The organism is Geomicrobium sp. JSM 1781026, assembly GCF_041949955.1.
GTDB lineage: Bacteria > Bacillota > Bacilli > Bacillales > Marinococcaceae > Geomicrobium_A.
Window position 1 is genome coordinate 167,366 of sequence record NZ_JBHFQF010000008.1, and the last position, 21,020, is coordinate 188,385.

A 21,020-nucleotide genomic window follows, 5' to 3' on the forward strand; every position below is an offset into this window, starting at 1 on the left:
AATATTGAGCGACCCCAGTTCAGTAACGTCGCTAATTCACAACATTTGCTTGGAACGAAAGGCGGTGACGCCTGCGGAAGAAGGGCCGAGACGAGACCCCGCAGGTCGTTAGACCGAGGAGGCTCGGCCGGTCCTCCGCGGCAAGCATCCGCCTGCAGTGGAAAGCAACAATAAACTGCGCAAGGAGGAAAATGTTTAGTTCATTCTATATAACAAACTGCAAAAGATATGCCAATAACTCCTTCGAACTCGAGAGCGTTGGCACTGTTTAAAATGTCTACATGTCTAAACACTTTTACATCATCGATCGTTGAAAGCGAGACATTTTGTTGTACAGCGTTGCTCTAGAAATTCCGAGTTTCTTTGCCGCTTTCGATTTATTGCCATCCACTTCTTGCAAAGCCGCTTCAATTTGTTCCTGCTCATACTCTTGCACTTGCTCTCGGTTCATCTCTTGCCATTCGATATAAGGAACAGAAGCCGCCTCATCCTGAAAGGTCCGCAATTCACCTGGCAAATCCTCAATTGTAATTCGATCATCATCACAAAGGTGAAACATGCGTTCCACGACGTGTATGAGCTCTCGTACGTTTCCTGGCCAGTCGTACTGGAACATCCGCTCAATCACTGCTTTATCCATCGTCCGCTCTTTCGCACCATTGTCACGACTAAGCGTTTTGAGCTGATGCGCGATGATTAACGGGATGTCTCGCTTTCGCTCCCGTAGCGGCGGAATGGGAATATCGATTACATGTAACCGGTAATACAAATCGGCTCGGAACTTCCCTTGCCTGATCCTTTGTTTCAAATCTTGATTCGTTGCGGAAATTAACCGAAAATCAACCGGTGTCGGAGACGTACTGCCTACCCTGTCAATCTCTTTGCTCTGAAGTGCTCGCAGCACTTTCGCTTGAGCCTCAAGCGGCATATCCCCAATCTCATCAAGAAACAACGTTCCCCCATGTGCAAGTTCCATCTTGCCGGGCTTGCCTTCACTCTTTGTGCCCGTAAACGCCCCTTTCACATAGCCAAACAGCTCGGACTCCAAAAGGTTTTCAGGGATCGCGGCACAATTGACAGCAACGAATGGCCCTTCTCCTCGAGCACTCATATTGTGAATTGCTTGGGCAAACGGTTCTTTACCAACACCAGACTCTCCTGTAATTAAGACAGAAGCTGTTGTTCTCGCCGCTTTTCGACTCATTTTCTTGGACTCGGCAATCTTCGCGCTTTCCCCGATAATGTCTTCAAAACGAATATCCGGAATGCCTCGCTTCTTCTCGACAACCGTCTCCTGCTCAGGTTTGCTGTAATCCAAAATGTCCATCCGCTCTAACGTTTCCAAAAGCTCCTTTTTCCCTTCATACACGAGCATCCCCACCGCGCCAATCACCTTACCGTCTCGCCACATCGGCAAGCGATGCACAACCAGTTCTTGTCCTTGCAAGCGATGCGCCTGACTTCGCTCAGGAACACCCGTCTTCAAGACAACAGGCAAACGCGTATTCTCAATCACCTTCTCAACCGCTCGGCCGATCGCTTCCTCTTTCGTCACACCAACAAACCGGGCGTACGTATCATTGAATAATTGAATGATCCCCCGCTCATCAACAATCACAACCCCCTCATAAGCGGTGTCTAAACTTAGCTTCATCCAATCAATCGCCTGACGAGCCACTTCCTCTTGTTCCTCAATATAACGGTAGAACGCAAACCATTCATCCCGACCGACAATTCCGAGCAACGTGCCCGTCTTCTCTTGAATCACATAGAGAGGACATTGCTTACTCGATCTTAAGGAAAAATCCTCTCCTACGGAAAAGAATTCAGTGTTCATGACGTGCTGAACGTGGACGTTTGCATCTTCAACACGAAGGCAATCGCGAATTGTGATGATTCCGACTAACTTGCTGGCATCTACAACAGGAACTTCACCATCGGCGACTTCGGCCATGACAGGAAGTACGTCACGGATACTGTCCGTAGGTGCTACTGTACGTGGAGCAATCCTCATCCACTGGCCACTATGGTCACGCGAACTTCTTTGCCCCACTCAAATCACCTCTTCGCTTTCGTATGATCACTTTCATTCCTTAATGACACTCGTCGAATTTTTCCTGACGTTGTTTTAGGAAGGTCATCAATAAATTCAATTTTTCTTGGGTATTTGTACGGGGCCGTCAACCTCTTCGTATGATCTTGCAATTCTTCTACAAGCCCATCATACGCTTTGTCCTTAAGCACGACGTAAGCTTTGACGATATTGCCCCGAATTTCATCAGGTTCAGCAACAACTGCACACTCTTTTACCGACTCATGTTTCACAAGTGCGTCTTCGACCTCGAACGGGCCGATCGTATATCCTGAGCTAATGATGATGTCGTCGCCGCGACCGACAAACCATAAGTACCCGTCCTCATCCCGGTACGCTTGGTCTCCGGTAATGAACCACTCACCACGATACGCAAGTGACGTGCGGTCCGGATCTTTATAGTACGACTTAAATAAAGCGGGTGAACTTTTATGCACACCAATGTCACCAACGATATTATCAGCACAACGCCCACCATAATGATCAACCACTTCGACCGTATTGCCTGGCGTCGGCACGCCCATTGAGCCAGGGCGAACTTCCATACCTTCCAACGTTCCAACGAGCAGTGTGTTTTCCGTTTGCCCATACCCATCTCTCACATTGATATCAAATGCGTCCAAAAACGCATCAATAACCGGACGGTTTAACGGCTCACCTGCAGAGACTGCACTTTTTAAGTGAGGAAGCTTGTAACTTGCGAGCTGGTCGACCTTTGCCATTAAGCGATACTCGGTTGGGGTACAGCAGAGCACGCGAATCCCCTCGTTCTCTAAAAGAGAAAGATACTTTTTGGCATCAAACGGCCCATCGTACACAAACGCGGTCGCACCGAGCATAATTGTTGAAAGAAACGGACTCCAGATCCACTTTTGCCAACCCGGTGCTGCCGTTGCCCACACGAGATCATTCTCTTTCGCACCGAGCCAATTTTTCGCCGCGGTCTCTACATGGGCGTACCCCCAACCGTGTGTATGGGCAACACCTTTTGGATTACCGGTCGTCCCTGACGTATAGGATAAAAACGCCAAGTCTTCACGCGTCGTTTCGCTTCGTATGAGCGTATCACTTTCCCCGTCAGCTAACTGCTCCAGATCTAACCAGCCGCTCCCTTTCTCTCCGATTAGAAATTGGCGTTCCCGCGCATCATAATCTCCGGCAATTTCGTTTACTTCCGCAGCCGCTTTTGCAGATGCAACGATGGCGCGCGCCTCTGAATGCTCAAACCGAAACTGGAGGTCCTTCGTTCGCAGCATCTCTGAACACGGAATTGCAACAAAACCTGCTTTCAAGCAGGCGAGATACGTCACGTACGCTTCTGGTATGCGAGGCAAGCTAATAATGACACGATCACCTTTTTGTAGACCATGATTTTGGAGAACACGCGCATATTGATTTGCCCGCGAAACTAGCTCACTGTATGTGACATCTTTCTTTTCACCCGCTTCATTCAACCAGCGAATGGCTAACTTCCCTTCCTCACCTGCAAATTGTTCGACGTCATCAGCAATGTTGTAATCATATGGTGCAATCAAATCCATGATTCATCTCCTCCTTCATTTCAAATTCACCTTTAGTCAACCCAAAAAGTAAGCGTTTACAATTCGAGCGGTTTTTCAACCACCTCCATTAATCGTTAGAGGTTACGTCTTGTGTTGTCTTCAGTCCTTTTACTATGCAATAGTTGTGCCAATAATTATTAGTTGTGGTTGTATAACTGTTTAGACATTCGGTGTATAAATTCCTTCATAAATTCAAAAAAATCTCGGCTGAGCGATTCATCCCAATCGTTTATAGACGACCGAAAAACCGGATGGTCCTTGCAAGACATCCGGTTTTTACACACATCCATTTCGGTTCTAGGTAAGTTGAACGAAAGAGTTCCATCGAAAACCAATGGTGAGCTTGGAAAAATGGAAACTGTGCTCGAGTTGCGGCCGAACTGTTCTCAAGTTGGGGGAAATCGTAGGAAAAGTGGTCTTTTCTCATAAACTAGGGAACAGAAGGAGCAAACTCGGGAACAGATTACCGGGTCTCCTGTACATGCTCTTCCTGAAGCACCTACAAGATGTCGGCGCGAGTCGCGCCGAACCGAGTAGGGTTTCCATTTCGGTCCCGGCGGGGCCGACGTGTCGTTGGCACTACATCTTGGAATCTGCGCGCAAGTTGGAACAAACTGCGCGCAAGTTTAGGGAAATCAACGCTAAAATCAAGTCAAAAGCCCAAACTTGCGCGCAGATGGGGGAAACTCGCGCGCAGAACGGGCGTTCGTCGTGCCCTCATGTGCCGCCATCCCCTGCGGCAACAGGGTCAGAGAACCATGCTTTGCATTTCCAAGCCAAAAACCGAACAAGATGTCGGCGCGAACCGCGCCGAACCGAGTAGGGTTTCCATTTCGGCCCCGGCGGGGCCGACGTGTCGTTGGCACTTCAGCCTGAAATCCTACGCTCCAGTTGAAACAAACTGCGCAATTAGGAAAATTTTAGGTTCACTCCATATAGATCGTTTTTCACGACTTCCGGCATCGGAGATGAGGAGGGTGGCTTGATTTTGGGATTTTCTAGGAGATTGGCGATCTAGATCGCCTCCCTCGCTCCCCTAGCCCGAACGACCTAGACTCCTCGATTAAACAGCTTTCCTACTTACGCTCGGGACGAGGATACCGAGTGGGGTGCCTTCTGTGGCAATCGACGTTAGTCATGATCGCTTTAAAAAAACGCCTTGCCCCAATTATGCGATTGGGGCAAGGCGTTTTTTTCTGATGCGTTACGTTCGTTATACTTTCGTGGCGCTCTTTTCTTTTTCAAAGGTGATGATAGCGTTGCCGCTACCTGAAGACTGAGCGTAAGCTTTGAAGTCAGGCTTATACTCTTCGTCAATGATGCCGAGCATCATCGCTAAGTGTCGGCCACCACCTTCGACGCCTGCGGTGTTTGCGTATTGTGGGAGCATCGTCTGCATAGATTGCAAGTCACGTTGCATCGTGTAATCGATAAATTGTTTATCCAACGCTTGCTCAGAGATGGTCGGCATGTTGATGCGCCCTCTCACGAGGTTGTGGGCAAGTGCTCCACTGAAGATGAATACGGTCTTCTTTCCAGATTCATCTATAACCGAGCGAATGACTTCTCCCCATTGCCTCGTTTCATCTAGTCCTGCCGCTTCGGCAATGAACAGACTAATGACGGGTACGTCAAGTTTCGGCAACAAATAGCGCAGTGGCACAACCGTGCCATAATCCCAAACGTACGTCGGGTCGTCGACTGCAGTAACAGGGATCCGTGCACTTTTCCCAGCACGAACCATCTCGTTTGCAATCTCTCGATCACCCTTATATTCATACGCCACATCTGAAATGATGTCCGGGCATTCAAAAGCGGTTAAAATCCCCTTATGCTCAGGTGCAACGTCTACATAATGGTTGAATGTTGAGATCCAATGGCAAGACACGATGCAAATGAGCTCAGGATTGATCTCTTCGATGTCTTTAGCAATCTGATCCATTTCCTTAACGAGATTCTCTTGGAATGGAGGAATGTTCTCTCGATGGCAAATGCTAGGTACGTGAGCTGCGAGCACACCTAATTCAACTGACATCTAGTTCGCCTCCTTGGATTTCTTCTTGGACACACTTTCACCGGCAATGCCCCAATGTGTCGTCGGCATCTCGTTGACGAGAACCCGAACGTTTTCAATCGGAGACTCGAGTGTTTCGGCCGTTGTTTTCGTTAGTTCATGAATGAGCTTTTCAATTTTTTCTTCACTGCGCCCTTCCATGATCGATACTTGAATCAATGGCATATGATCCCTCCTAGTCTATGAAAGAGAACTTTACTTCACCTAGTTGATCAATGGAGACACCAATTTGATCTCCGGTTTCAGCTAAGATTGCTTCAGTAATTGCCCCTGATAGTATGATTTGGCCTTTTTTCAATTTCTCGCCTTTTTTCGCTAGCATGTTCACGAGCATAGCGATGGCATTCGCTGGATGACCTAATACCGCGGCGCCTGCTCCTCCTGCTTTCACTTCATCATTGATTGTAATGGTTGCTCCTAGAAGATCAAGTTCCAAGTCTTGTTGATTTGGGACACGCTCCCCAAATACAACTTTTGATGACGATGCGTTATCCGCAATCACATCCGGAAGGGTGAATTCAAAATTTTTGTAGCGACTGTCGATAATTTCTACCGCAGGAATGAACGCGGCTGTCGCTCGCATAACGTCTGCAGCAGATACACCTGGTCCTTCCATGTCTTCTCCAAGTTCAAAGGCGATTTCTGCTTCGACTTTTGGATGAATGAGTTCTTTCATAGAGACTTGACTCTTGTTGTCATGAACCATATTGGAGAATACATACCCGTAAATCGGCTCGTCAACGTTCATTTGCGTCAATTTCGCCTTACTCGTCAGTCCCATTTTAGGACCGACAATGGTGAGTCCTTTGTCAAGTTTCATTTGTACAAGTTGTTCTTGTACAAGATAGGCCTCTTCAATCGTTAAATCAGGTGCCATCTCTTTTGTTACTTTTACTGTATCTTGAACATTCTCTTCACATGCCAACAGATGGCTTGCTAGATCTTTTTGTAAAGTTGTCGTCATCGTATGATCCTCCTAAGATTTCGCAAAGCGAACGTTTACCTCGCCTAGATGCGCTAGTTTCGCAGTGAAATGATCACCTGGAGCTGCTTCAACGGCCGCGGATAGGGCGCCTGATAAAATCGTTTCCCCAGCTTTTAGCTCTTCGCCATACTCTGATAATTTGTTTGCAAGCCACGCAACACACGTTGCGGGGTCGCCCATTGCCAGTGCGCCGACACCTGTTCCAACAATTTCACCATTTTTGTAGAGCACCATGCCTACAGATTTGGCATCCACATCACGTGGTGCTGTCACTTTATTGCCGAGCACATACAGACCCGAAGAAGCGTTATCCGCTATCGTGTCAGGAAGGGTAATCTTCCAATCTTTAATCCGGCTGTCGACAATTTCAATGGAAGGAACGAGATAATCTGTCGCTTCAAACACATCGGCTACTGTAACATTTGGACCTTGCAAGTTTCGCTTCAGTACGAACGCAATTTCTGCTTCAACTTTCGGTTGCATCGTTTGATTGGTTTCGACTACACCATCATTTTGAATGAGCATATCTGAGAACAACACACCGTAATCTGGCTCATTCACACCGAGAAGCTGTTGCATCGGCTTGGAGGTAAGACCGATCTTGCGACCGGTCTGTCTTGTTTCTTTTGAATCTTTTAACTGAAGAAACTCGGTTTGAATTTGATACGCATCCTCAACCGTTAAGCCTTCATGAGTCGCGGTTAGAGGTGGGATCGACACTCTCGATGTGGCTGCTTGATGCAGATCCTTAGCAATTTGTGCATGCATGTTGACCCGTTCCTCTCTATAATTTAATCGTTACGTTCTTTAACTCTGAGTAGAATTCAAAGCTATGAATACCGCCTTCACGACCGACACCACTTTGCTTCATACCACCAAAAGGCGTTCGTAGGTCACGTAAGAACCACGTGTTCACCCAAATAATTCCTGCTTCCACAGCATCGGCAACACGGTGGGCACGTCTTAAGTCATTCGTCCAAATACTTGCCGCCAAACCGTAATGTGTATCGTTCACTTGACCGATGACCTCATCTTCAAGATCAAACGGAATGACCGTCACGACCGGTCCGAAGATCTCTTCTCTTACACAACGTGAGCTACGGTCTAGACCGGTAATGATCGTCGGGTTGATGTAATACCCTTTATCCATTCCTTCAGTCACTTGCCCGCCTGTCAAAAACTCTCCGCCTTCTTCTTTTGCAAGTTCGATATAAGAGAGCACACGCTCATAGTGTTCTTTCGAGATCATTGCGCCGAGATTTACATCCGCATCAAACGGATTGCCGACTTTTAGTTCTTTTGTTTTCGCAGCGAACTTCTCTAAAAACTCATCGTACGCTCCGCGCTCCACATAAATTCTTGAACCACATAAACAAACTTGTCCTTGGTTAATAAAGCTTGATTTAATCGTTGTCTCTACGACTTCATCAAGATCAGAATCCGCAAAAATAATGTTTGGGTTCTTTCCACCAAGTTCATAGGACAACTTCTTCAACGTTGGTGCAGCTGCTTTCATGATTGCTGTTCCCGTTGACGTTTCCCCAGTGAACGTAATCGCATCTACATCATCATGTGCCGAAATTGCTTCCCCTGCTGATCCTGGACCAAACCCATGAACGACGTTAACAACACCGTCTGGAACACCTGCTTCTTTGCAAATTTCTGCAAGTACTGTCGCGGTCATTGGCGTCCATTCTGCAGGTTTCATTACAGTTGTATTTCCTGCTGCAAGACAAGGCGCGAGCTTCCATGTTAATAACAGGAGTGGCAAGTTCCACGGGTTGATCATTCCGATCACACCGACTGGCTTACGCAAAGCGTAGTGCAACGCTTCCTGGTCTTGTTGGTAAGCTTCAGTCCCGAGCGTCGTCATATAATCTGCAAAAAAGTGGAAGTTGTACGCTGCACGCGGAATATCTATCTTATTCGCTAACCATAACGGTTTTCCTGTATCAAGCGCTTCCAATTTCGCCAATTCGTCTTGTCGTTCTAGAATTAAATCACCGATACGTCTTAAAATTGCTGAGCGCTCATTGGTGGTCATCTCTTTCCAACGACCATTTAACGCTCTTCTTGCTGATTGTACAGCTAAGTCTACATCCTCTTTCGTACCTTCGGCTACCGTGCCAATGACTTCTTCTGTTGCTGAATTTATATTGTTGAAAGTTTTGTTGGATACGGACGGTTGATACTTGCCATTAATAAATAGCTGACAATCAATTCCTTGTACTTTTACATCTGTTGACGTTGTACTCATGTGATAACCTCCTAGTTATTCTCTTCTTACTTCGTAGGTTACGTTATAAAAGTACCTTATAAAACATCTTTGTTCTTCTATGCGGAACTATTTTTAATTTTTTTGAATTTCTTGCCTTTATTCTTTAAACTTCTATGCTATAGTCTAGTTACAATTACTCGAGAAAGGAGTTCACCCGATGGAAACGGTTATAAATAAAAAGCGAGATTACACACTTTCTTCTGTGCGCAACGCGTTGCGTATTATGCATTGCTTTTCCATGGATGAGCCAGAACTTAAACTTACTGACATTTCGAAACGTTTGAATCTTGGGAAGAGTACCGTGAGTCGGATGATGGCCACATTGCAGCAAGAAGGATTTATTGAAAAAAATCCAGACAATCAACGCTTTCGTCTCGGATTGTCGATCCTCTCTCTTGCGAGCGTATGTACGTCAACGTATGACATTCATCAAGAGGCAGGACCTGTTTTGCATGAATTGACCGAGCGGACGCAAGAAACCTCCCACCTCGCGATTTTGGACCAGCATGAGGTGATCTATTTGCAAAAGGTCGAAAGCAAACACCAAGTCCGAGCGTTCACCCATATCGGAAAGAGAAACCCGGCCTATTGCACAAGCTCAGGAAAAATCTTGCTCGCGTATCACGATCATGAAGAACGTCTATTACAAGCTGTTGAAGGTGACGGTTTTGTCGCCCATACAAAAAATACAATCACAACAGTTGATGAACTCCGCGACGAGCTTCGTGATGTCCGCGCTAAAGGCTACGCAATTAGTTTGGAGGAACTGTCTGAAGGCGTTGCTACAATCGCTGCGCCGATTCGAGATTATACAGGCAAAGTGATTGCTTCAGTCAATCTCATCGGACCGGTTCAACGTGTGAACCAATATACGATTCATACGCATACACGCAGAGTGGTTGACGCCGGCAAACAGATTAGTCGAAAACTAGGATTTAGACAATAACCATTACATTTAGGAGCTGTCCGTCATGATTGATTCTCATACACATTTTATACCAGAACAAGTACAACAATGGATTGAAGAGAACAAAACACTCATCAATGCGAAGTGGATCAAAAAAAACGAACAAACAACCTTACTTTCCATTAACGACAAATGGGCATTTCCATTAAATGAAAATTTCACACGCACACAGTCGTTTACAGCGGCGTACTCATCCTTTCGTAAAGCACTCGTTTCCCCTGTACCTCAACTGTTTCTTTATGATCAACCCGTTGATGTGACGAGTGAGCTTGTTCAAGTGTACAACGACGCGCTCGTTCATTTAAAAGCGAAAGATGCCACGTTCGAAGGATTGGCTACGTTATCTTTACAGTCACCTGAGCAAGCGGCCAAAGAATTGGAACAAGCGATCCAACAAGGGTTGAAGGGAGCCATTGTCGGCCCAGGGTTTGGGGAACGAACGTTGGCTGACTCTTTCTTTGATCCATTGTTCGAAGCGGCGAATGCAACTCAAGCTGTTCTGTTCGTTCACCCCCTTCTGCATAGCGATCCACGTCTTAACCATTCAAAACTGCCGAACCTCATCGGCGTGCCGTGGGAAACGACCATTGCTGCTGCGAACCTTATTGTGCAAGGCGTTCTTGACCGCTATCCGAACATCACCTTTCTATTGGCTCACGGTGGTGGGTTTCTTCCTTACCAAATCGGGAGAATGTCCAAAGGGTTCCAATCATGGGAAAATGAATTCGCAAAGCTCCAGCGAACACCACTTGAATATGCGGCTTCCTTCTATTATGACAGCGTCCTTTGGGATGAGCGCACGTTAGACTATTTGCTCGAAATTGCCGGAAAAAACCAAGTGATCCCTGGTTCAGACTTTCCGTTTGAATTGAATGATTGGAAAATCGATCAACATAAATTAAATCAAACACCAAGTTTCCTTTAACAAAAGCTGGGTTGTTACGCACATAACATGCATAACAACCCTTTTTAGTTATGAATATTGCGGAGCTAGCGCGCGACCCCATTCAATCGGCAAACCTGTATAGTTTTCCGCTAACGAGCGTTTCGCGGCTTCCGATGATACTAAATAATGAAATTCACTCTCTTGAATTTTTCGTTCAAACTTCGTCTTTTTCACGTCTGTATGAAGAAGGGTCGTCATGAACGATGAGAAACGTTGAGCTTTCCAAATTCTTTGCAAAGCGATTTCTTCATAACGATCCAATAAATTTTCACTGCCATTGTGATACCGCTCTTTTAAACCTTCGGCAAGAATTTGGATATCACTAATCGCTAGATTCAAGCCCTTTGCACCGGTAGGAGGAACGATGTGCGCAGCATCACCAGCAAGGAACAAATTGCCTTTGCGCATCGTCTCGCACACATAACTTCTCATGGAAACGATGTTTTTGGAAACGATTGGACCATCCTTTAATTCTTTTCCGTCACCAATATCTGAACGCTTCTTCAGTTCTGTCCAAATCCGATCATCTGACCAAAGATTGATGTCGTCTTTTCGATCCACTTGCAAATAAAAACGTTGCAGTGTAGGCGTGCGGGTACTTAATAGCGCAAACCCATTTTCATGATTCGCATACACCAGTTCATCACTTGCGACCTCTGTTTCGGCTAGAACGCCTAGCCAACCGTAATCATACAGCTTCTCATACTCTGAACAGTCCGACTCGGTAACCGTTTCACGGCACGGTCCGTGAAAACCATCACACCCTGCAATATAGTCACACGTAATGGTTTCTTCTGAAGCACCCTTTACCGGAGTGTATGTTACGTACGGTTTATTTGAATGAATGGCGTGGGTTTTTACTTCATTGACTTCAAAATGAATCGCTGCCCCATCTTCAATCCGCGCTTTGAGCAGATCTTTCAATACTTCGTGCTGCGGATAAACAACGACCTTCTTCCCACCCGTCAACGACGGAAAGTCAATGCGTTCGCGTTTTTGACCGAACTGTAGATAAATGCCTTCATGCTCAAATCCTTCATGCTCAATTCGAGTACCCACACCGGTTTCTTTCAATAAATCAACGGTCCCTTGTTCTAAAACGCCCGCTCTGACCGTCTCCTCAATTTCTTTGCGTGATCGTTTTTCCAATATAATGGAGTCAATTCCATTTTGAGATAATAAATGTGAGAGCATTAACCCTGCAGGCCCCGCACCAATAATGACAACATTCGTATGCATCCTTCTACACTCCTATCTTTGTTATCTGTTTTAGAATGGATATTTACGCGTTTCTTCTTGAACGGTGACCCATTTTGGGTTTGTGTACTCTTCAACAACCCATGGGTTTCCAAACCTCCCAAGGCCACTTGCTTTGTTCCCACCAAACGGTACATTTGGAGCATCGTTCACTGTTTGATCGTTAATGTGGGTCATCCCCGCATCCAGTTCTAGTGCAAGTGTTTCTGCTCGTTCAAAATCACTCGTAAAGATGGCTGAACTTAAGCCGTACGACGTATCGTTTGCCAAAGAAATCGCCTCTTCATCAGACTTGGCGCGAATCATCGTAGCAACAGGGCCGAACACTTCACTTTGGGCGAGTTCAGAGTCGTTTTGAACGTCAGTAAACACATAAGGAGTGATGACATTTCCAATCTGCTCTCCTTCTAAAGCGAGTGTAGCTCCTTCTTTTTTCCCTTGTTCAATAAGTGCATTCACTTTCTTTAACTGATCTTTATTAATGATTGGCCCGATAATCGTCTCAGGGTTCGTTTGGTCACCGTATGGAATCTTTTTCGCCCGCTCGACAAACTTCTCAACAAACGAATCGTAGACCGCGTCGTGAATGATCATGCGATTAATAATCATGCAAATCTGTCCTTGGTGAATGAACTTCCCAAAAATTGCAGCATTCACTGCTTGGTCAACATCTGCATCTTCGAGAACGACGAATGGGCTATTTCCACCTAGTTCTAATGCGACTTTTTTCAAATTGCGCCCAGCGGTTTCGCCAATTTTCTTACCTACTGCCGTTGAACCGGTGAAGCTAACCAACTCAGCAAGGGGATGGTCAATCATCCCGTTCCCTATTTCCTCAATATCTGTGAGCAACATGTTAAAAACACCTTTAGGTAATCCCGCATAATCAAAAGCTTTTGCAATCATAACACCACCGCTAAAAGCAACTTGAATATCCGGCTTGTGAACGACCGTATTTCCAAGGGCAATTGCTGGAATGATGCTTCTCATCGACAAATTCATTGGGAAATTAAACGGTGAAATGGACGCCACAACACCGAGAGGTGTCCGGTATATTTTGCTCTTTTTTCCCGGAACATGATTAGACACTTCGTGCACATGCTCCAATTCGTGAACATAGTTTAATGACTCTTCGAGAATTTCCATCGTGAGGCCGAATTCTACATTCGCTTTTAAGACAGAACCTCCGGTATCCTTGGAAAGCATAAGTACAATTTCGTCTTTGTTGTCTTTGAAGTATTCAATTGCCTTTTCGATGTATACTTTTCGTTCGTCTGCTGGCGTTTTGGCCCAAGATTTTTGTGCATGTTTTGCCGCCTCAAAAGCTTGCTCTAGTTGTTGTTTTGTTGCTAGTGGAATGCTCGCAATCACTTCATCGTTATAAGGGTTTACGTTATCAAACGAGCGGTCACTACCCCCGGCTACCCATTCTCCGTTCGTGTAACTTTTCGCGTACTGTTCGTAATTTTCCATTGGCTAATCCCGCCTCTCTTTTCATTAGCTACTGCATTAAATTCGGTAGTGTAAGTACTATTTGTGGGAACATAACGAGAACCGCTGTAAATATAACCATCGCAATTAACATCGGTACGACACCTCGGAAGATCGTCTGCACAGGAATATCGCGAACGACACCGTTAATGACAAACACGCTAATTCCAAGCGGTGGTGTGATGACACCCATGTTAAAGACCATCACCATAATGATGCCAAACCAAACCCCGTCAAACCCAAGTCCCGTCACGATTGGATACACAATCGGCAACGTCAAAACGAGGATCGCAATACCTTCAAGAAATAACCCGAGCAAGAAATAGACAACGAGCAATATCGCAATAATGACAAATGGGGAAACGTCTAGACCGGTTACGAAAGACGTTGCCGCTGCAGGGATTTGACTCATTGCTAAAAACTGACTAAACAAGCCCGCGCCAATCAAAATTAAGAAAATCATCGCCGTAAGTCGCAACGTCTCATCAACAGACTCTAGCAATTTTTTGAAGTCTAATTTTTTTGTGAGTAAAGCGACGACGAGTGCACTAATGGCTCCAACGCCACCGGCTTCGGTCGGCGTGAAGAACCCCATGTAAATACCGCCCATACTTATAAGGAAAATAATCGCAAACGGCCAGATTTCTGAAAGTGAGAGAAACTTTTCTCTCCAGCTCACCTCATAGTCGGTACTCGGAGCAAGTTCTGGTTTTCTTTTCACTTGAATATAGACGACTGCCATAAACGTAATCGTGAGCAGAAGCCCCGGTACGACGCCCGCGATGAGTAATTCACCGACCGGCTCCATCGTTAAAATGCCATACAATATGAGAATGACACTTGGCGGAATTAAAACACCGAGCGTCCCGCCTGCTGCGACACATGCGGAGGCTAACCCCGGATGATACTTATACGATTTCATTTCAGGGATGGCGACTTTTGCGAGTGTTGCGGTTGTCGCATTCACAGAACCGGAAATGGAGGAGAAGATCGCCGATGCGCCGATCGTCGCCATGCCAAGCCCGCCGTTCACTTTCCCACCCCAATTGTTTACTGCTTTGAAAAGGTCTTTCGCCAAACCACTATAGGAAAGGAACATCCCCATCAAAATAAACATCGGCATCACACTTAAACCGTAGTTGCTTGCCGTTCCGAATGCACTCATGCCCAGTTGCGCTAGAGCAACATCCAAGTCGAGTAACTGCCAAAATCCGAAGAATCCGACAAGAAGTAGTGAAACCCCTACCGGTACGCGCAACAATAACAAGACGAACAAACCAACGATGGCGATCACACCAATAAACTCAGGACTCATCTTGACCGACCACCTCTCGGACAGATTTCAAGAAATCAAGAACGATGGTGAGCACAAATATCGCGAGTCCTATGCCCCCGGTAATTATGAAGGCAGATACCGGCAACCCTAGATCCCCCGTTACTGTAGAAGAGATTTGCACAGAGTACGTAAACGTCTTCCACGTCATGAGCGCTAAGATGACGAGCATCACACCGTAAGTAATGAGTGATAACCATGCTTGGAAACGTCTCGGGAAACGCTCCACGAGGAAATCTATAGAAATATGTCCTTTTTTCACTTGCGTAAACCCAAGGCTCAAAAATACGATCAACGCTAGTGCCATATACGTTAGCTCATGTGCACCAGTAATCGGTTGCCAAAAGAACCTACCTACAACATCTAAAAACGTGAGCGTCATCATCGCAAGCAGGATTACGCCTGCGATAATCGCTGCAATTTTATTAATTTGTAATACTACGGTTTCAAAACTAGAAATTGTCCGGTCGAGCACCTTACTCTGCCCCCTCATCTCTTAAACGGATCGCATCATCAAGAATTCCTTGACCATCATACCCGTCCGCTTCCATATCTTCGACCCATGCTTCATAGAGCGGAAGCACCGGTTCTTCCCAGACACCCATCTCCTCTTCTGGAATGGTATAAATCTCAACACCCGCTTCCTCTGCGGCAATAAAGCCTTCAACTCCATCATGGTCATACACTTCAGCCGCTTTCATCGCCATGTTTTCGCCCATAATTTCGTCGAGTGAGTCTTGATCTTCAGCTGACAGTTCATCCCATGTTCCAGGGTTAATGACGACAAACAAACTGCTCGTGTAGAAATTCCCTTCCGTGATGTATCCGGTTACATCTGCAAGCTGAAAATTTGTCACAACCGAGGCCGGTGCTAACGCTCCATCAATGACACCACGTTGCATCCCTTCATATACATCACCCATCGGCATAGACACTGGAATGGCACCGTATGCCTCTAGAATGTCCCGTGCTGCCGGGGAAGGGGTTCGTATTTTTAACCCTTTAAGGTCTTCAGGTGAATGGATGGGTGTATCGGTCGTAAAAATTTGCGCAGGATCATTTTTGAAAAGCCAACCTACCCGCGCCCCTTCATGCTCAGCTTCAATTTCAGGGTACTTTTCATACAGTGACCACAAAATCTCTGTTCCTTTTGTGCCGTTCTCCCCCATAAATGGCAGCTCAGTGACACCGGTTACAGGAAAGCGCCCTGGCGTATACCCGTGTAGCGCAATAGACATATCAGCCACACCATTGACGACTAAGTCGTAATGATGATCCGCTTTCGACAACGCATTGCCCGCGTACAACGTGCCCGTCACCCTGCCGTCGGTTGCTTCTTCTACTTCTTCAATAAATGGATAAAACACATCCGTATGCTGCGGGTGAGGACCTGGCATAAATGATGAAAACGCAAGATCAACCTCATTCACCGTCTCCCCACTCGTTTCTGCTGTTTGACAGCCAGCTAACAAAACAAGTGATGCAAAACTAGAAATGGCTAGTAAGCGGTTACATTTCATACCCTTCACCTGAATGCCCCCTTTCTTCGTTGATTTTAGTGTAGCGAAGTCTTGTACAACATCAAACACTGTTGTTCTCCTATGCGCAACAATCTGAATTTTTTAACGTCCCGTCACACGCACATCGACTACAGCTGATCTTCCACCTTTTACAACGTTAATCGCTTCAGTTAACGCTTGGGTCAGTTCGTCTGCATCGTTGACACATACCGCATAGGCGCCGCCAGCTGCTTCTGCAACTCCTGATAAATTCGAACTCGGGTCAAACATTGTCCAGAATTGATTTGTTTCATGCGCAACACCTTCAGGGTGCACACCTAATGTGGAGAACTTCGGTGCATTCCACTGTTCGTTATTGAAAATAACGGTCAAAAACGGCGCGTCATATTTTCTCGACATCCAATGTACTGGCGTTGGATTGCTAAATACATACGATCCATCTCCAGTTAAGCTCACGACGAGACGGTTTGGTGAAGCAAGTTTCGCACCGACTGCCGCACCACCGTTCCAACCTAAAGAACTGGCGCCTAGGCTATAGTACGACCCAGGTAGTGAACGTGGAATATGTTGATTCACAGTCGTAAAGTTGGTAATCGCTTCACTCATGACAATAGCGTCTTCATCTAGAACTTCACGTAGCTTAGCCGATAGGAGCTCAGGTGTAATTCTTCCATCACTTGAAACGACTTCTTTTTGTTTCCAAGCCTCGCGCGTTTTCTCATGGTGTTTCATAACGGCTTCATGTCGGTCAGTGATTCTTTCATAGTTTAATTCTGTCCGCGCAATTTTCTCATTCAACTGTTTCAAGAATACAAGACTATCCGCTTTAATAAATTCATTGGACGGAAAATACCATAAAGGTGTTGTTTCCTTGAGTGGATCCATATCAATATAATAAATATCAGCATCTTCTTGAGGACGGTTCGTTAAAGGAATCCACGGTACGTCGCTATCAATAACGAGAATCACATCCGCTGTCGTTACATAAGGGTCTTCAAAACTTTCATTCCAACGATAACCTACGTGTAGCGGGTGCTCTGCTGGGAAATTCATACGACTCGGTGCAGATTCAAGCACAGGAATACTTAGCGCTTCTGCTAGTTTCACGAGTTCATGCACCGACTCTTCCTGTCTACCGATATAAGAAGTTACAATAAGCGGTCGTTCTGCTGCCGTTAATTTCTCAACCATGTCATTGAGCTTTTCTTTAGCAACTGCTTGGGGGGCGAGGCCCTTCCACTTTGAATGATTAAGGCTCACCGGTTCGCTTGATTCTTCTAAAACTTCTCTCGCCGCTGTTAGGTAGACTGGACCTTGCGGATCACTCACAGCTAGCTGCTTCGCACGGTGCATCACTTGTTTAATATTTTTCCCAGTGCGAATTTCGTAAGCGTGCTTTGCATAGTTTCGCACAATCCCTGACTGATCATGGGCATCTTGGAGCCAATGAATGTATTCGTTGCGGCTACCAGGCAACTCACCTTCTTGTGTAAGCGGTGACATTCCAGCGAAAATAATGACCGGTATTCTTCCTTTAGCTGCATTATGTACGGCTCCGCCAAGATTTTGTGTCCCACAATCCACATGTATAATGACGGCTTGGGGCTCACCTGTCACTTGGGCGTACCCATGAGCGGCACTGAGAGCCACCATCTCATGCTGACAAATAATGACTTCAGGCATTGAGATGCCTTGTTGCTTAAAATGAGCAAGACTTTCAATAATGGCCGGATGATCGCTTCCAAAGTTTCCAAAAATATAAGAAACACCCATCTCTTTGAACGCTTCGAGCATTGCATCCGCACTCGTATATAATTTTTCTGTTTTCGTAATTTCCATCGTGGAATCTCCTCCTTACGTTTGTGTTCAGAATTGTATCACAGCTATACAAACTTATATAATATAATTATAATAATCAAATATATTAATAACATATAGGATGGGATAATATGGAAATTAGACACGTCCGTTATTTCGTCACTGTCGTACAAGAAGGACAAATAACGACCGCTGCCCAAAAACTCAACATGGCGCAACCGCCCCTTAGTCAACAAATCCGACGTTTAGAGAAAGAAATGGGCACACAACTGCTCGTCCGTGTCGGAAAAAAATTCCTGCCAACAGAGGCAGGGGAACTATTGTACGAGCGGGGCATTGAACTGCTTAAAGAATTTGATGACGTCGTCGACATCGTCAAAGATACAGGCGAAGGATTACGAGGCACACTTCAAATTGGGTGTGTGAAATCATGCCTTCATCATTTACCAGCGACCATTCGCTTCTTTCATGAACAGTGGCCAAACGTACATATTCAAATCCTTTCAGGAGACCCTTTTCAGTTAGCCGCTTCGATACATGATCGCGAGATTGACGTCGCTCTCGTCCGTTCTCCTCATCCACACGATCAACTACATTTCACCCCATTGGATGAAGAGGAACCCTTTTATTTTATCACAGCAAAGCATCAATGGATTGCGACAAACAGACAAACCGTAACAATGAAAGAAATTGCCGGATTGCCGCTTTTCGCCCTGCATCGCGTAAAAGGCATTGGCATATATGAGCTCGTACACGAAGCCTTCAAACATCACGGACTCACTCCAAATTACATATGCGAATCCCCGGATGCGACAACATTACTCACGCTCGTCGAAAGTGGATTAGGCGGAATTATGCTTCCAGAAGCTGTCTTGTCTACATTCTCTAAAGATAACTTCTCCATCTACCGAATTACAGATTGCCATGTGACGACCACCACCGCATTGATTACCCCGAAAGACCGCCACATCTCCAGGGCCGCCCAGCACTTTAAAGACCTTTTAGTGCAGTGAGTGAGGTTGAAGCGATGTGGGTGGGCGGCAGAAAACGGTCTATATGATTACTTACCCATATATGACATTAGCGTGAGGTGAAAGAAAGTCACTCACCCTTCACATTCAAATGCCAACATGCAATCGGCATGAGCCATGCCGATGAAAGTTCGGTTTATTTTCGGCACCTTGGGTGCCGATAGTTGCTAGCTCTTGAGGTTTATTTGGGTAAACAGGGGGAAGTTCGATGGAGAAACGAACGTTCACAGATTGCCTAGTCTGATGTAAACTGCGGTGTTCTAAATCGATCTAGATCGCAGATCTCCTATAAATTCCCAAAAATGAACATCCATCGCCACCGCCGGTGTTGAAATTCGTGAAAAACGATCTAGATCACCAGGAAAACGATCTAGATCGCCCAGTTTCTGGTAAAATCCACTTTTTTAATGCGATCTAGATCGTTTCGGGCGTGATCTAGATCGCGGATCTCCTAGGTATTACCAAAATGATGCGGAGATGTTTGGGCGAGCAATCCCCACCCCATCCACGTATACATCCTCGAAGTTTCACATGTCCGGGCCTCCCGCGATCACTCCCCCCCATTTAAAAAACGGATGTCCAATATTGGACATCCGTCAGATAGTCAATCTTTTTATTCGGCTACTTTGACGAGTTGTTTCCCGATGTTCTCGCCTTCAAAGAGGCCGAGGAAGGCACGGGGTACGTTTTCAAAACCTTCATGAATGGTCTCTTCAAACTGAATATCTCCGTTTTTTAGCCCTTCGGCTAGTGCTTGGTAAGCTTCTTTATATTTGTCAGCGAAGTCAGCAACGAGAAATCCTTGCATCTTCACTCTCGACTTAATCAGGAAGGATTGGACACGAGGTCCGAAGTTTTCTTCTTTTTTTGTGTTGTTGTAGGCGGATATAGCACCGCAAACGGGTACTCTGGCAAAGGTGTTTAATCTTGGCCAGATATGATCACTGATTTCTCCGCCGACATTTTCGAAGTAGACGTCAATGCCATCTGGACACTGTTCATCGAGCGCGTGCTCCAAATTGTCTTCTTTATAATTGATGGTCGCATCAAAACCGATGGAGCTTAGGTAGTCTTGCTTCTTTTTGGAACCGGTAATGCCAATGACGCGAGCGCCTTGTTTCTTGGCTAATTGGCCAGCTACAGAGCCGACAGCTCCAGCAGCACCAGAGATGACGACGGTTTCGCCAGCTTTGGGTGCACCGATTTCATACATGCCAAAATAGGCGGTGAGTCCTGGCATCCCGAGCACGCCAAGGGCATGTGAAGCAGGGGCGCCGGCAAGTTGTAGCTTGCGAACATTCTTCCCTGCTGTTGTGTTGTATTCAGCCCAATTGAGGGAACCTGTGACGACGTCACCTTCGGCTAACCCTTCTGACTTTGACTCCACGACTTCAGCTACGATGCCACCGTTAAGCGGTTCGTCAACTTGAAAAGGTTCAACGTAAGACTTGGCTGATGACATTCTGCCACGCATATATGGATCGACGGAAAGATACAGTGTTTTTAGTAACACCTCTCCGTCCTTTGGCTTTTGAACTTCCGCTTCATGAAAATAAAAGGTATTTTCGGTTGGAACACCAACCGGTCGTTCTTTTAGTCGTATTTGTTTCATTGTGAGCACCTCCGTCCAATCACTATTCCTTCAAATACGTAAGTTTAAACCATG

17 protein-coding genes are annotated in these 21,020 nt (G+C 46.0%); 3 read left to right on the forward strand and 14 right to left on the reverse strand.

Going from position 1 to position 21,020, the window contains the following annotated elements; translation table 11 throughout:
- Nucleotides 1–295 precede the first annotated feature (295 nt).
- The 7 genes from ACE1TF_RS15335 to ACE1TF_RS15365 form a co-directional block, all read right to left on the reverse strand.
- Nucleotides 296–2,053 carry a sigma 54-interacting transcriptional regulator gene (locus ACE1TF_RS15335; protein ID WP_375018046.1) on the reverse strand — a complete coding sequence of 586 codons (1,758 nt, stop codon included), beginning with the start codon at nucleotides 2,051–2,053 and terminating at the stop codon, nucleotides 296–298.
- A gap of 5 nt (nucleotides 2,054–2,058) precedes the next feature.
- A complete protein-coding gene (locus ACE1TF_RS15340) occupies nucleotides 2,059–3,633 on the reverse strand; it encodes an acetate--CoA ligase (RefSeq protein ID WP_375018048.1) in 1,575 nt (524 codons plus the stop codon).
- A gap of 1,234 nt (nucleotides 3,634–4,867) precedes the next feature.
- Nucleotides 4,868–5,689: a DODA-type extradiol aromatic ring-opening family dioxygenase gene (locus ACE1TF_RS15345; RefSeq protein ID WP_375018050.1), complete on the reverse strand. Its 822-nt coding sequence runs from the start codon at nucleotides 5,687–5,689 to the stop codon at nucleotides 4,868–4,870.
- Nucleotides 5,690–5,893 carry a 4-oxalocrotonate tautomerase gene (locus tag ACE1TF_RS15350; protein WP_042403432.1) on the reverse strand — a complete coding sequence of 68 codons (204 nt, stop codon included), beginning with the start codon at nucleotides 5,891–5,893 and terminating at the stop codon, nucleotides 5,690–5,692.
- 10 nt (nucleotides 5,894–5,903) lie between these two features.
- On the reverse strand, nucleotides 5,904–6,692 hold the full coding sequence (locus ACE1TF_RS15355; protein WP_042403430.1) for a 2-keto-4-pentenoate hydratase: 789 nt from the start codon (nucleotides 6,690–6,692) through the stop codon (nucleotides 5,904–5,906).
- 12 nt (nucleotides 6,693–6,704) lie between these two features.
- The gene (locus ACE1TF_RS15360) at nucleotides 6,705–7,481 is read right to left on the reverse strand and encodes a 2-keto-4-pentenoate hydratase (protein WP_375018053.1); all 777 of its coding nucleotides are present in this window, start codon (nucleotides 7,479–7,481) and stop codon (nucleotides 6,705–6,707) included.
- Between the two features lie 16 nt (nucleotides 7,482–7,497).
- Nucleotides 7,498–8,970 carry an aldehyde dehydrogenase gene (locus ACE1TF_RS15365; protein WP_375018055.1) on the reverse strand — a complete coding sequence of 491 codons (1,473 nt, stop codon included), beginning with the start codon at nucleotides 8,968–8,970 and terminating at the stop codon, nucleotides 7,498–7,500.
- Nucleotides 8,971–9,148: 178 nt separating this feature from the next.
- Here ACE1TF_RS15365 and ACE1TF_RS15370 point away from each other — a divergent pair, with 178 nt between their 5' ends.
- Both ACE1TF_RS15370 and ACE1TF_RS15375 read left to right on the forward strand, forming a co-directional pair.
- The gene (locus ACE1TF_RS15370; protein WP_042403427.1) at nucleotides 9,149–9,937 is read left to right on the forward strand and encodes an IclR family transcriptional regulator; all 789 of its coding nucleotides are present in this window, start codon (nucleotides 9,149–9,151) and stop codon (nucleotides 9,935–9,937) included.
- A gap of 25 nt (nucleotides 9,938–9,962) precedes the next feature.
- Nucleotides 9,963–10,883 carry an amidohydrolase family protein gene (locus tag ACE1TF_RS15375; protein ID WP_375018057.1) on the forward strand — a complete coding sequence of 307 codons (921 nt, stop codon included), beginning with the start codon at nucleotides 9,963–9,965 and terminating at the stop codon, nucleotides 10,881–10,883.
- 48 nt (nucleotides 10,884–10,931) lie between these two features.
- Here ACE1TF_RS15375 and ACE1TF_RS15380 read toward each other — a convergent pair whose 3' ends face one another.
- The 6 genes from ACE1TF_RS15380 to ACE1TF_RS15405 are packed head-to-tail and all read right to left on the reverse strand — an operon-like array spanning nucleotide 10,932 to nucleotide 18,344.
- Nucleotides 10,932–12,143 (reverse strand): 4-hydroxybenzoate 3-monooxygenase, encoded by a 1,212-nt coding sequence (locus tag ACE1TF_RS15380; RefSeq protein WP_375018059.1) that lies wholly within the window; start codon nucleotides 12,141–12,143, stop codon nucleotides 10,932–10,934.
- 30 nt (nucleotides 12,144–12,173) lie between these two features.
- On the reverse strand, nucleotides 12,174–13,634 hold the full coding sequence (locus tag ACE1TF_RS15385; protein ID WP_042403424.1) for an aldehyde dehydrogenase family protein: 1,461 nt from the start codon (nucleotides 13,632–13,634) through the stop codon (nucleotides 12,174–12,176).
- Nucleotides 13,635–13,662: 28 nt separating this feature from the next.
- Nucleotides 13,663–14,967, reverse strand: a complete 1,305-nt coding sequence (locus ACE1TF_RS15390; RefSeq protein ID WP_375018062.1) for a TRAP transporter large permease — start codon at nucleotides 14,965–14,967, stop codon at nucleotides 13,663–13,665.
- Nucleotides 14,957–15,460, reverse strand: coding sequence for a TRAP transporter small permease subunit (locus ACE1TF_RS15395; protein WP_375018064.1), 504 nt, complete (start codon nucleotides 15,458–15,460; stop codon nucleotides 14,957–14,959). The genes ACE1TF_RS15390 and ACE1TF_RS15395 overlap by 11 nt, the downstream gene beginning before the upstream one ends.
- 1 nt (nucleotide 15,461) lies before the next feature.
- Nucleotides 15,462–16,574, reverse strand: coding sequence for a TRAP transporter substrate-binding protein (locus tag ACE1TF_RS15400; RefSeq protein WP_375018066.1), 1,113 nt, complete (start codon nucleotides 16,572–16,574; stop codon nucleotides 15,462–15,464).
- Between the two features lie 33 nt (nucleotides 16,575–16,607).
- Nucleotides 16,608–18,344 (reverse strand): thiamine pyrophosphate-requiring protein, encoded by a 1,737-nt coding sequence (locus ACE1TF_RS15405; RefSeq protein WP_375018068.1) that lies wholly within the window; start codon nucleotides 18,342–18,344, stop codon nucleotides 16,608–16,610.
- Between the two features lie 110 nt (nucleotides 18,345–18,454).
- Between ACE1TF_RS15405 and ACE1TF_RS15410 the strand changes: the two genes are divergently transcribed.
- The gene (locus tag ACE1TF_RS15410; RefSeq protein WP_375018070.1) at nucleotides 18,455–19,336 is read left to right on the forward strand and encodes a LysR family transcriptional regulator; all 882 of its coding nucleotides are present in this window, start codon (nucleotides 18,455–18,457) and stop codon (nucleotides 19,334–19,336) included.
- A gap of 631 nt (nucleotides 19,337–19,967) precedes the next feature.
- Here ACE1TF_RS15410 and ACE1TF_RS15415 read toward each other — a convergent pair.
- Nucleotides 19,968–20,966, reverse strand: a complete 999-nt coding sequence (locus tag ACE1TF_RS15415; RefSeq protein WP_042403417.1) for an NADP-dependent oxidoreductase — start codon at nucleotides 20,964–20,966, stop codon at nucleotides 19,968–19,970.
- Between the last annotated feature and the right edge of the window lie 54 nt (nucleotides 20,967–21,020).